Annotated in this window: 10 protein-coding genes and 1 CRISPR repeat array; of the genes, 5 read left to right on the top strand and 5 right to left on the bottom strand. The window is 53.3% G+C overall.

What is annotated here, in order from left to right; genetic code table 11:
- Window positions 1–25 precede the first annotated feature (25 nt).
- Window positions 26–772, bottom strand: a complete 747-nt coding sequence (locus tag ACQRAJ_RS03525) for a hypothetical protein (RefSeq protein WP_427727493.1) — start codon at window positions 770–772, stop codon at window positions 26–28.
- A gap of 152 nt (window positions 773–924) precedes the next feature.
- On the opposite strand from ACQRAJ_RS03525, the gene ACQRAJ_RS03520 reads away from it, so the two are divergent.
- The 5 genes from ACQRAJ_RS03520 to ACQRAJ_RS03500 all read left to right on the top strand — a co-directional run bounded on the left by ACQRAJ_RS03520 (window position 925) and on the right by ACQRAJ_RS03500 (window position 2,929).
- Window positions 925–1,638 (top strand): hypothetical protein, encoded by a 714-nt coding sequence (locus ACQRAJ_RS03520; RefSeq protein WP_427727491.1) that lies wholly within the window; start codon window positions 925–927, stop codon window positions 1,636–1,638.
- Window positions 1,623–1,820: a hypothetical protein gene (locus tag ACQRAJ_RS03515; protein WP_427727488.1), complete on the top strand. Its 198-nt coding sequence runs from the start codon at window positions 1,623–1,625 to the stop codon at window positions 1,818–1,820. Before ACQRAJ_RS03520 ends, ACQRAJ_RS03515 begins: the two co-directional genes overlap by 16 nt.
- On the top strand, window positions 1,813–2,154 hold the full coding sequence (locus tag ACQRAJ_RS03510; protein ID WP_427727486.1) for a YjcQ family protein: 342 nt from the start codon (window positions 1,813–1,815) through the stop codon (window positions 2,152–2,154). Before ACQRAJ_RS03515 ends, ACQRAJ_RS03510 begins: the two co-directional genes overlap by 8 nt.
- An 80-nt stretch (window positions 2,155–2,234) precedes the next feature.
- Complete coding sequence (locus tag ACQRAJ_RS03505; RefSeq protein WP_427727483.1) at window positions 2,235–2,456, top strand: hypothetical protein; 222 nt, start codon at window positions 2,235–2,237, stop codon at window positions 2,454–2,456.
- Complete coding sequence (locus ACQRAJ_RS03500; protein ID WP_427727480.1) at window positions 2,456–2,929, top strand: HK97-gp10 family putative phage morphogenesis protein; 474 nt, start codon at window positions 2,456–2,458, stop codon at window positions 2,927–2,929. Before ACQRAJ_RS03505 ends, ACQRAJ_RS03500 begins: the two co-directional genes overlap by 1 nt.
- Before the next feature lie 288 nt (window positions 2,930–3,217).
- Window positions 3,218–6,343: a CRISPR direct-repeat array (repeat unit 36 nt; unit sequence GTTTGATTACCAGTTAGATCGACACTGCTCCAAAAC).
- Between the two features lie 55 nt (window positions 6,344–6,398).
- On the opposite strand, the gene csn2 is transcribed toward ACQRAJ_RS03500, so the two are convergent.
- From csn2 to cas9, 4 genes are read right to left on the bottom strand one after another with little or no spacing between them, the layout of a single operon-like run.
- A complete protein-coding gene (gene csn2 / locus ACQRAJ_RS03495; protein WP_427727477.1) occupies window positions 6,399–7,079 on the bottom strand; it encodes a type II-A CRISPR-associated protein Csn2 in 681 nt (226 codons plus the stop codon).
- Complete coding sequence (cas2, locus tag ACQRAJ_RS03490) at window positions 7,076–7,384, bottom strand: CRISPR-associated endonuclease Cas2 (RefSeq protein ID WP_154515878.1); 309 nt, start codon at window positions 7,382–7,384, stop codon at window positions 7,076–7,078. Before cas2 ends, csn2 begins: the two co-directional genes overlap by 4 nt.
- Window positions 7,385–7,407: 23 nt before the next feature.
- Window positions 7,408–8,289, bottom strand: coding sequence for a type II CRISPR-associated endonuclease Cas1 (gene cas1, locus ACQRAJ_RS03485; protein WP_427727474.1), 882 nt, complete (start codon window positions 8,287–8,289; stop codon window positions 7,408–7,410).
- On the bottom strand, window positions 8,276–12,481 hold the full coding sequence (gene cas9 / locus ACQRAJ_RS03480) for a type II CRISPR RNA-guided endonuclease Cas9 (protein ID WP_427747734.1): 4,206 nt from the start codon (window positions 12,479–12,481) through the stop codon (window positions 8,276–8,278). The genes cas1 and cas9 overlap by 14 nt, the downstream gene beginning before the upstream one ends.
- Between the last annotated feature and the right edge of the window lie 44 nt (window positions 12,482–12,525).

Genomic DNA, 12,525 nt, shown 5'->3' with positions numbered 1-12,525 from the left:
TTGACCTTTTGCAATCCAAGATAAGTCACCTTCTCCCCGGAGCCCACCGCCTCAAGCTGAGCCTTTGCGTGGCGAAGCCTTGCGGAGATTTTTTAGCCGAAGTTGGACATTTAATTTCGGCATAACCCAACGATGTCTGGATATCAGGGACGACATCCTGATCTGACGGAAGAAACTTTATGAAGCGCTCATAGGGCGAAATCTTGGCTGCGACCCAGAGCTCATCGCCATTTGGGTTGGCATATACAGCCGTCCCCCCGATATTCCTAATCGAGCCGCATTCCCATGTCGCCCCGTACTGCCCACCAAGGAGCCGCACAAACTCCCCGAAAGTCGCTTCGTAGTTCTGTTCGGTTTTCTCCCTCGCAAACCTATTCCAAGCGTCTCTTCTTGCCGCCTCGAATATCTCGGAAAGCTCAGACGAAGGTATCCGCTGTCTGCCGGACTGGGCAGCGAACCGATCGAGGCATGCATGCTTGAGTGCATCCTCCTGAATCCTCGGCAGACCGCAGTCGTCTATTTCCTTGAACCGAACGTACAGGTCGCGCAGCTCCTCCGGGTTCACGCCCTCCACGAGCTCCGCGTCCGGGTCGTCCTCGAAGCCGGGGACCACCTTGCAGTCGCAGTGCCGGTGGAAGTGCTTGAACTCGCCGGCGGACTTGCGCGTGTGGTAGACCGCGCCGCGGCTCGCGAGCATGATGCAGAAGGTGCAGGTCTCAAAGCCCGTCGGCACGCGCGCGAAGCGCACGCCCTTGCCGCTGTCGCGGCCCACGTTGGAGATGATCGTCTCATTCAGGCTTCGGAGCGCGTCGTTACGGGCGTACTCGCCGCACGCCCTGGCGAACGCCGCGTCGCCGCCCTTCGCGAGCTTCTTCGCCTGGTAGCGCGCGACCTCGTCGGCGGGGCCCCGGCCTGTAGGTCGCTATGGTGACGCGCAGCAGGGCCGGATTTCCAGCTGGCTCGACACTGCTCCAAAACAGAGAGCGCGGCATCCCACCTGGCTCGTTCCGCAAGATGAGCGCCGGCGACCAGCAGAAGGTACTGGACACGGCGCTGGCGACGGAGAGGGGTATCACCTCGAAGCGGCATTCGGCCCGTGGCTCGAAGGTCGACATGGACATCGTGAAGTCGGACGGCTATGCCGCGAAGTTCTCGAAGCTTGATATGCCGAGGGATGCCGTCAAGTCGCTACATGAGTCCGCTGTCGCCATGCTGACCCATCGCTCGGGCAGCGAGCTCGAAGACCTCGTGCTGGTCTCCAGGTCGAGCGGGAAGGTTGTCGCGAGGAGCACCTCCGGCACAGCGCCGTTCGAGACGGCGAGAAACGCCGAAGTCGAGAGGGCGATTTCCAGCCACCCCCGCGGTGATCTCATATCTGTACACAACCATCCGACGAACATACCGCCAACCGGGAGCGATTTCGCGTCAGCGGGATACAACGGATACGGCTGCGGGCTGGTCGCCCTGCACAACGGAGAGGTCTACTACTACAAGGTGGGAGAAGTGCCATTTCTCGGCAAGTCATTCGACAAGAAGGTTTCCGAGAAGGTTAAAATGGGGCTTGATGAATACGACGCGATCATCGAAGTGATGAGGGCCTACGAAAGGAGCCATGGCATCAAATGGGAAAAGCTATAGACTACAGCTCCTTCGGCGTCGACGACCGGCCCGTGTCCGTTAAGTTGGCGGGTATTTCTGATGAAGCTCTCGAGGCCCTTCTCGAGGACGAGCGAGAAAACCCGCCGAAAACGTGGGAAGAGGCATGGAAACGCGACATCGACTGGGAACTCGAACACGGCGTCAGGAGCGTCAATGGCTAAGAACGACTACCACGTGATCGTCTACCGCATCCTCCTGTACCTCTATACGTGCCTGAAGGGCGGGGAGGACGTCGACCCCAAGAGGCTCGACGAGATCGCCCTCGCCGCAGGCGCGAACGAGCGGTACTGGCACTACATCCTGTGCAGCCTGCTCGACTACGGATTCATCTCGGGAGCGATTAGGGTCGAGGTCGACAACACGTTCGACCGCGTCTACGGCCTCGACGGCGCCTGCATCACGCCCCGCGGCATCGAGTACCTGACCGACAACTCCTTCATGGCCAAGGTGAGGAAGTTCCTCAAGGAGGCAAAGGACATAGCCCCGTTCGTCTGACTGTGAGGCCCCGCCACGGCGGGGCTTTTTCATGCCGCGTGACCGCGGCGTGACCATCCTCCCGAACGAGGGAGGACCCCATGAACCCCATAACCGAATGCAAGAGATGCTCCGACTGCGCCATCAGGCTCGGCTTCGGCTTCACCCAGCCCGACGTGCTTATCTGCACCGTGCGAGGCGACGAGGTGGGACCGGGCGACGGCTGCACCCTGGGCAGCCCCGGCGTGCCGGCGCGGGCCGTCGAGGCGTGCGAGGTCGACGTGTCCGGCCGCGTGGGCTACGGCATGGAGGTGCTGGGCTGATGGACGCGCCGCGAAAGGTCGGCAATGAGAAGTGGAGCTCCAAGAACGACACGTGGACTGACCGAAACGGCGCCGTAACGGAGGGCATGGGCGCCAAGGGCTTCACGCGCGGCAGCGCCAAGGGCCTGACCGCTTCCGACATCTCCGGGCTCGTCGAGGTGCGCGAGGACAACCGCGAGGCCATCGCGGAGGCCATAGACCAGGCGCTCGCCACGGCGCTTGAGGAGATCGGCCTCGTCGCCGAGGGCTACGCCAAGCGCGCCTGCCCGGTCGACACGGGCCGCCTGCGCAACTCCACCACCCACATCGTCGACGGAGGCGGCAAGTGCGCCGTCATCGGCACGAACGTCGAGTACGCGCCATATGTCGAACTGGGAACGAGGCACCAGAAGCCGCAGCCCTACCTCAAGCCGGCGGCAAAGGACCACGCACCGACATACCGCGCCATCATGCAGAAGCATCTCGGCGGCTGACGCCCGCGTTACTCCGTGCCGACAATGTCCGCGCCGCGAGGGAACGCGGCGCGCGCCGGTCCCGAGGCAAGGGGCGACAGCGCGTCATCCACTCCGAAGAACGGGAGAAAGAAGTTGACACTCACACGCAGGATGCTCAAGGCAATGGGCATCGAGGAGGAGAAGATTGACCAGATCCGAGGAGCATGCCGAGAGTGCAAACGCGCTCACGACGCAGAGTGACGAGTTCAAGGAGGCTGCGGGCAAGGCGGACGACCACAAGAAGTAGTTGGACGCATTCAAGGCCAAGTTTGATCACCAGTTAGATCGACACTGCTCCAAAACATGCGAATGGCTGATGGGTCGAATTGGGTGTTTGATTACCAGTTAGATCGACACTACTCCAAAACACTTCTTGGAGTCCTTGCCGAAGCGCGTGCGTTTGATTACCAGTTAGATCGACACTGCTCCAAAACGGTTTCGGCTTCGCTAAAGGGGGGTTTAGCGTTTGATTACCAGTTAGATCGACACTGCGCCAAAACGGCCGTCCGCACCTGCGGCATCCCTAACTCGTTTGATTACCAGTTAGATCGACACTGCTCCAAAACAAAGATAGCCGAACACAGGTACTGGCGCTCGTTTGATTACCAGTTAGATCGACACTGCTCCAAAACGATTGCGTCGGCTGGCGCGTGCTTGAAGCGGTTTGATTACCAGTTAGATCGACACTGCTCCAAAACAGTAGTTCCAGGCTGCGACCAGATCGCCCGTTTGATTACCAGTTAGATCGACACTGCTCCAAAACCCAACGGCGTGTACGACCTCAAGACTGGTGGTTTGATTACCAGTTAGATCGACACTGCTCCAAAACCCTTCGTCCTCATCGTAACGCCGCCTTCCCGTTTGATTACCAGTTAGATCGACACTGCTCCAAAACCGTGAAACATTGTAGCCGATATGCGATTAGTTTGATTACCAGTTAGATCGACACTGCTCCAAAACATCCCTTGCAATGACTGAGCTAATCGAAGAGTTTGATTACCAGTTAGATCGACACTGCTCCAAAACTATTTGTTGTCCTTCCAAAGCATTACTTTGTTTGATTACCAGTTAGATCGACACTGCTCCAAAACCGCGAGGAGGTCGTATACGAAATCGACGAGGTTTGATTACCAGTTAGATCGACACTGCTCCAAAACTCACCGTGATGTTTTCGGTGCCGAGGCCTGGTTTGATTACCAGTTAGATCGACACTGCTCCAAAACGGTGTTTGGTTGCCGCGCTTCTCTGCGCGCGTTTGATTACCAGTTAGATCGACACTGCTCCAAAACAATGGTTGACAGTATTTGAACAACCTTGGGGTTTGATTACCAGTTAGATCGACACTGCTCCAAAACCCGAAAGAGCGCCCATTAAGCGCGGATAAAGTTTGATTACCAGTTAGATCGACACTGCTCCAAAACCTCTCCCCGTTGGTTACTAGTCTATCACTCGTTTGATTACCAGTTAGATCGACACTGCTCCAAAACAGTGGATCAAGGCTCATACCTACAAGGTAGGTTTGATTACCAGTTAGATCGACACTGCTCCAAAACCACTAGCTATAATGGAATCAGCTAATCCAAGTTTGATTACCAGTTAGATCGACACTGCTCCAAAACGCAAGTCAAGGACGTGTTGCTCAGTATCATGTTTGATTACCAGTTAGATCGACACTGCTCCAAAACAAGCCAGTGAGACCGCCAAGGCATCAGTCAGTTTGATTACCAGTTAGATCGACACTGCTCCAAAACCACGACGCTCGAACACGTCAGGGAAATCGGTTTGATTACCAGTTAGATCGACACTGCTCCAAAACCTTTTTCGGTTTAACCCGAACATGTTCGGGTTTGATTACCAGTTAGATCGACACTGCTCCAAAACGACCGGTCCTTTCTTGGTTAGAATAAATTGGTTTGATTACCAGTTAGATCGACACTGCTCCAAAACATTATTCCGCCTATATCGGCGAGGCATTAGTTTGATTACCAGTTAGATCGACACTGCTCCAAAACTAGATCAAAGCTCTTTCTGTCTGTCATACGGTTTGATTACCAGTTAGATCGACACTGCTCCAAAACTAGTGCTTATGAGCTAAAGTAGCCCACTCTTGTTTGATTACCAGTTAGATCGACACTGCTCCAAAACGTAGTTGCCACAGTATCAGATACGAATCTGGTTTGATTACCAGTTAGATCGACACTGCTCCAAAACCCACAGGAAAGAGATATGGCACCGGACGTGTTTGATTACCAGTTAGATCGACACTGCTCCAAAACATAGTCAGTGGCTTTGTTAGTCAGTTCTATGTTTGATTACCAGTTAGATCGACACTGCTCCAAAACTCTTGTTTGGAAAAAATTTTTTAAAAAGTGTTTGATTACCAGTTAGATCGACACTGCTCCAAAACATACTTAGGCTCCTAACCTATAATCGAGAGGTTTGATTACCAGTTAGATCGACACTGCTCCAAAACTGGTTACTCCAAACGGACAGGGCGGGCGGAGTTTGATTACCAGTTAGATCGACACTGCTCCAAAACTGGTCACTCCAAACATACAGGGCGAGCGGAGTTTGATTACCAGTTAGATCGACACTGCTCCAAAACACACCCCGCGCCTATGCTCACCTAATCTCGTTTGATTACCAGTTAGATCGACACTGCTCCAAAACAGCTCGATAACGTCGGTAAGTATGCTCTCGGTTTGATTACCAGTTAGATCGACACTGCTCCAAAACAATGGCCTTGCCGGTGCGATCAGCGGAATTGTTTGATTACCAGTTAGATCGACACTGCTCCAAAACACGTCGCACTCTTTACAATCTGCTTTGAACGTTTGATTACCAGTTAGATCGACACTGCTCCAAAACAGTATACCTGTGCATATGTCTCGAGGTCTGGTTTGATTACCAGTTAGATCGACACTGCTCCAAAACCTATTGCGACGTGATTATCTCCCGCTGGGAGTTTGATTACCAGTTAGATCGACACTGCTCCAAAACGCACCCCGTGGGGAGGACCAGGAGCGTGCGTTTGATTACCAGTTAGATCGACACTGCTCCAAAACATTGCGTACCTAGGCAGTATCGCGCTGGCGGTTTGATTACCAGTTAGATCGACACTGCTCCAAAACGAGTATACCTGTGCATATGTCTCGAGGTCGTTTGATTACCAGTTAGATCGACACTGCTCCAAAACGAGCCTCGCGAATATGGCAGCGATGTCTTAGTTTGATTACCAGTTAGATCGACACTGCTCCAAAACAGCGACTCATGGGGCAAGTAGTCGAGAGCAGTTTGATTACCAGTTAGATCGACACTGCTCCAAAACACGAGCCTCGCGAATATGGAAGCGATGTCGTTTGATTACCAGTTAGATCGACACTGCTCCAAAACCATTGGAGCAAATTCCCTACTGCGACGGGACGTTCAATCTAACCGGTCGGTTCTTTCAATGCTCTAAAAACTGCAGGTCAACCGTTAGTTTATGTTCGTGTCCGTAAGACATGGTATCTTTTTTATTCTCCAGGAGCAACAGGCTCAACTTAAGGAAAAACACGTGGTCATAGAGCGTTTGCAGCTCATTTTCCGTCAAAAAAGTTTTGAGATTAACAAATACGATTGTCTTTCTGCAGCCAGCGTCAAGAGCAAATGAAAGAAAATTCAGCAGATTATCAAGGAACGATTTATCTTCTTGAGGCGCTGCACCAAACCCTAAAAACTTGAGGTAGCGCTTCAGATCCCATTCTAAACCAAACCCCAAGTCGGCATTAAAACCAAGATTCAATCCACCCAAACGCAGTTTTATTGCTCGTTCAGCCTCTTCCACTTGCATACGCAAATCTTCGTCTTCGAGGAACTCGCGCTCTACCTTCTTGGTGACTGCGGTCACAAACGAACGGTCATCCCATGGAAGATTCAGCGCATCAGGCACCACCATTAGAGCGCTGCCGGGCTTGATCTCCTCATCGTCTTTCCAAAGGGAATAAGGCTCCAACGCCTGGCGCCCCAATCCGTTTTGCAAAGAAGCTGCAATCCGTGCGAATAGAGCCGAGTTCTCGACTTGCAAAACCGATGTCTCCCCTGCTGTTAGCTCCAGCGAGTTCTCAAGTCCCGAAAACACGAGCCTCATAAAACCAGGAGCTCCTCCATCGTGTCTATCTCCTCATGAGCCTCGCGGTTACCCGTAATGTACTCCATGGTCGAAAACTGAGATTCGGTCACGCGCAAAACCTGTACAAGGCCAGCTGGCGGGCGATGCTTCCTGAGTCTTTGCACTGCGCTTCCCGCCGCCCCATCATTAACAACAAGCTTTGCATACACGGATTCCTGGAGCATAAGATAGCCATCTTTAAGAAGAAACTTGCGGAACACCCGGTAGTCTTTTCTCTGCGCAGGAGTATCGACGGGCAAATCAAAGAAGACAACAAGCCTCATATATCTGATCCTTTCCCCGGCACTCATACGACCTCAAACGACTCGATCTCATCTACCGACAGCTTCCGGTCAAGAGCCTTGAGGCAGTCGGCAACATACAGAGAAATTACGGAGCCCACGCGATACGTGCCGCCTCGATATGCGATCCCCTGATTAAGCATGTCGACCAAAAGCAGCTTTGTCTCCTTAGAGAACTCACCGTCAAAGTTATCGAACACAATACGGTCCACAAGGGGCCTAAACGGTTCCATAAAATCACAGCTCAAGTTGAACTGGTTAAACTCATTTCTGTGACAAATCCCCACTTGCGTAAGGTATCCGCGCGCCGCAATCTCACGATTGACACTCGACAGCAAAATCGCATACCCGTAATTGAGAGCAGCGTTCAAGGGTATGTCATCATCCCTCGAGAAGGGCGAACCAAACAGAGAGCTGAAATACAGCCGGGCTGCATGTCCTTCGCGATTCGTCGTATCACCCGATCGCACCTCGGCAACAATGCTCTTGAGCGTCTCGCCCTGCTCCTCACGCGCACGGGCGTGGAGCACATCAGACTGATGCTTGATTTTGTCGCGCACGATTCGTTGCCATACGCGCTTTTTGATCGGCTCGCCCCACTCAAGCTGCTCCGCAATACGCTTGCTGGTGTTATGTGCTCCGTATAGTGGTAAATATTGCCCAATAGGGTCGCACTTCTCGTCAGAAACGACAAACGCGACCTTTGCCTTGGCAAGCTCCGAGAGCAGATAAGCGCTTATGAACACCTGGTTGGTCTGGAGGACGACCGACGAAATCTCCGAAAGGTGGACCTTCGCCGTGTCGTCCTCGCGACGGACAACCATGTAGCCGCCCTTGTATTGCAGTTTGCAAGGGCTGGAAATGACGATATTCCTAAAGCCCGACACGGGTCCTTCTCTCGAACATGCCCGTTACAGACTGGTCAACGATAAAGAATGGAATTGCTGGGTCGTTGATTAGTTTTGATATGTCCGTCACCATAGCGCCCGCCTTTGCAGGCCCGCCAATTCCAGAGAGGTCTACAACTCGATCCGTACCGTTTTCGATACGAATTAGGCCAAACGTAAGCTCACGCTGCTGCGATTCATCGAGCACCGACACGGAAGACAGCCGAGAGAGCTTAAGCTGCCTGGACAACTTTCCACAAGTTGCATCAGCAGCGTAACCAATCTTGTTCACCAACCCCTCAAGCAAAGGAAGAATGCTTGGCTTTTCATCCGTTTTCGACATATTTAACAGCAGCATCTCATCCTGCGAAAACGCCAGTTGAGAACCCGATCTGACCTCCTTTGCGCCAGTAATAATCAAACGGTCTCCATCCACCTCAATCAGCTGTTTCTTGTAGATCTTCGACCTCGTGATACCGACGTACTCCAGGCCCTCCTTCTCCGCAAGTCCCCTCGCATACTCACCAAGCGCTGCCGAGTCTCCCTCGATGCGCGCCGCAAGCCACACGGGAACCTGAGAGAACCGGAATACCGGCTTTCCCTTCTTTTTGGCCTCATAGATAAAGAAATACGCAAACTGCTGGCTCGAAAAACCGCCGTATTGTTTGGCGTCGAGCCCCTGTTTGGTCGACAACTCAAGCTTTGCGCCCATCTTGGGATCACGCGGCGAGTAAATCGTTGCCTTCCAGAACGCGCCCGTATCCTCCTGCGGCATCCTCGAGATGTAGCACTGGCGGTAGTTGAGCGCACGACGAATGCCCTCGACCTCTGCCGCCGCGTTCCAACCGTCCGGAAGATACTTTCCCCTATAACGTTTGACTTCGTCGTCCTCGGTCCAGGCATCGTCAAAGACCTCGCCCGTCTCGGGGTCAAAACCCGCAGTCATAAAACTATTGACGACAAATCCGGCAGATCCAGGCATGCGATGGGTTTTCTTAAACAGCTCGGACTGCTCGCGCACGTATTTCTTAATCACATGCGAGTAGCCAATGGGGTTCTCATACATTCCGGGGTGGCGCATCTGAATAAACAGCCCCAAGCGGCATGCCAGATAGGCATCGTGCGCATGATGAAAATCGTTGGCTTCGCGGCATTTGACCAAGCCGGCCGCCTCACGAAGGTTGTGCGACACGCTCGCCTTAACGGGAACGATCTTCGTCCCCTCATCGGCATAACGTGCCTCAAGCAACGCCTGCGCCATCTTAACCATCTGGCTCGTCTCCACGAGCTGACGCGCGACAAAGCCCTTCATAGCGTTCTCGTTTATGGAAGAACGCAGCAGGTTGCGATACTTTTTATCGCCAATGAGCTTCGCCTGATGCAGCTGTTTCCACGTCTCGCCCATCTTCCAGCGAATGCTCTTATCAATCAAAAGCTGGTCGGTCTTGTGCTGATTTTCCTCGCGATACACCAGCGCCTTGTTTTCGAGACTGTCGTCCTTAATGTAGGCACGCGGAATGATATGGTCGACCTCATACTCGCCCGAGCCCGCCATAAGTTTATTGAGATCGATAGCGCGGCCGGAATACAGGCATTTTCCGTTCTGCATCAAATAGAGGGTCAGGCGCTCGTCAAGGTCTACATTGGCTGCCTTGAGCTCTTTAAAATCGTCCATAACAGCCAGGTTGCCGCCCTCGGCCTTAAACGCCTTGAGAGCGTCCTCGATGGCGTCCCAGCGCTTCGTAGTCCGCTTGCCCTTTTTCTTTTCGTCCTCGTCGCGAGTCACCTCAACAAAAACGTTAGCCGGCGCGTGCCCCGCAATCCTTGCGATTTCGTCAACAATGCGAATCGCTTGATTCAGGCTGCGACGAATCGCCGGAGATCCGGGAAGCTCATTTACGCCTAGAGTCTTCTCATGTTCGGCATAGTATTTGCGATTGTGCTCATCCACTTTTTCCTGGAAGCCCAGTGTGTTGTCGTGGAGAATCTCCATCATCACCATGGTCTCGCCCAGGCGACGCTCGGAGCTGGGGTTTCCCTCTCGCAGCACGTCCATGATGCTCATAGAGCGACCGGCTTGCGTATCAATCCTAATACCCGTCAGGAACTTCTCTGACAAACGTCCCCAACCAGTCAGGCGCTTTTTGCAGATCTTTTTAATCTGCTCGGCATCGAGCATTCCGTTGCCACTGGGGCCAAACTCATCCTGCAGTTTTTCCTTAAGGATCGAGCGGTCCTCGAACAACGTGTTCCAAAGAATGATCTTTTCGATAACCGGATACTCGGCGCGGCTCAACTCGTCCACGCCAAAGATGTCCTTGGCAAAGAAGATGTACGAGCCCATCTTTGATTCAAGACCGCTCTCACCCTGGCCACCGCGGACAACCGGATTTGTCGCGTCGCCCTCTTTTACCAGCCAGTCGGCAATCATCTTGTAGGTAACGCGACGTTTTTTATGGAAAAGCTCATGGACAATGCCTTCGCGCTGCGCGGCATCCAGGCGCTGCCAATCGTCACCATCTTCGGACCAGCGAACACCATTGAGTTCATTCAGAACGCAGAACTCCTCATAGAGCAGAGACTGCTTGGGAAGCACCTTTTCACCAGCAAGATACGTGCAATCGCCCGTCATGCGCATGATAAAGTTCTCGGCGCTCTTGTTCTTATCGATTACGGTATCCCAGTTCCAAGGCGTAATCGTCGCATCTTCCATGCCGGGCTTACGCTCGGACCATTGGAATCGATGGTTGCCGTGTTTGTCCTGGGCAGCATTTTTAGGCGTCAGCGGTCCCACATAGTACGGGATACGGAACGTAACCAGACTCTCGATCTTTGCAGCCTCGTCCTTAAGGAACGGATAGAAGCGGCCCTGGTTTTTGAGAATGGCCTGCAGCTCCTCAAGATGCAGCTGATAGTAGATGGCACCGTTATCACTCGTCTTAAGGCGACGCAAAAAGCGCTGTTTGTCGAATGCGTCCATCATGGCGATATAGCGCTCATCCGTCTCCGCACCCGTTCCCGCAAAGAGCTTCTTTACGGATTTAGCAAAGTCATCATAGGACAGTTTATGCAGGTCATATGCGGTGTAACCCTGTGCCTTAGAGGCATCGTAGTCGCGCGAGGGGTCATCGCTGTTCGAATCGTGATAGGTTGCGCCGCGGAAGAAAGACTCATATGAGCCGGGAGCATATTCGTGGACCAAAGTCTTGAGTCGATCAAGATCATTCGCGTAACAATTGTATTTTTCGATCATGTTGACCGAGATTGTCTGGCCCTCAGCATAGGACAAGAGCCCCTGCAGCACGTAAGCAGAGTAAACACCGCAAACGGACTCAAGAAGCTCCACGCAGTCATCAGGACATGCGGCCTGCAGCGCTTCTAACTTCTCGTCATCCGAAAGCGCGAGCTTAGTTGCCTCGCACTCAAACTCGCCAAACACATCTTTGAACTCGCATTGGAGACCGACGACAGCGCTCGACAAACCCTTCGCCAGCTTTTTGTTCGCAGCCGCATCCGCAGTATCCACTTTTACAAGCGCCTGAATGTCTTTTGCCTTTTGCGAACGAGAAGATCGCTCATCAGCCAAGATCTTCGCTACAGAAAGTTCATCAAGCTTCGCGAACTCATATTCTCTCGATTCACACCATGCCTTCAGAGCGCCATTGAGATTCTTAAGGGCATCGGATGTCTTTGCCGTCTTTGCCGTCAGCTTCTCCCCCTGGCGCAAGAAGTTACCGCGATGCTTAACGATGTTATGGATTGCGAGATACACCAATCGAAGATCGGCCTGCTCATCGGTGTCCATAAGGTAAGTGCGCAGATGATAGATGGTCGGGAAGCGATCGTAGTAATCGGCCTTCGTGAAGTCCTTGGTAAAGATCGGATCGCCCTCAATGGTCCGCGACTGGTTAAGTCGCATGAAAAAGCCCGGATCGACCTCGCTCATCGCAGGCTCGAACAGCTTTTGCAACAAGTCGAGGCGCCAACGACGGCGCACGTAACGGCGACGCTGCCCACGATGAACGCGCGCCTCGGACGCCGGCTGCGCGCTATCGAACAAACGACTGCCCCACGTCGGCTGTTTCTTAAAATGCAGAAGCTTGCCCTGGGCATCGGTCACCGCCCAACCAACGGAGCCGGTTCCCATGTCGAGGCCGATATTGTAGTCGCCAGAGTAGTTTCTTAAATTCATGTCGACCAGCCCTTCCGCGCTGTGTTACAGTTGCCTTGTCGATT

Source organism: Collinsella sp. SGI.184 (genome assembly GCF_050313415.1).
In the GTDB taxonomy this organism is placed as follows: domain Bacteria; phylum Actinomycetota; class Coriobacteriia; order Coriobacteriales; family Coriobacteriaceae; genus Collinsella.
Note: the sequence above shows the minus strand (reverse complement) of the source record. Positions and strands in the feature narration are given on the sequence as shown.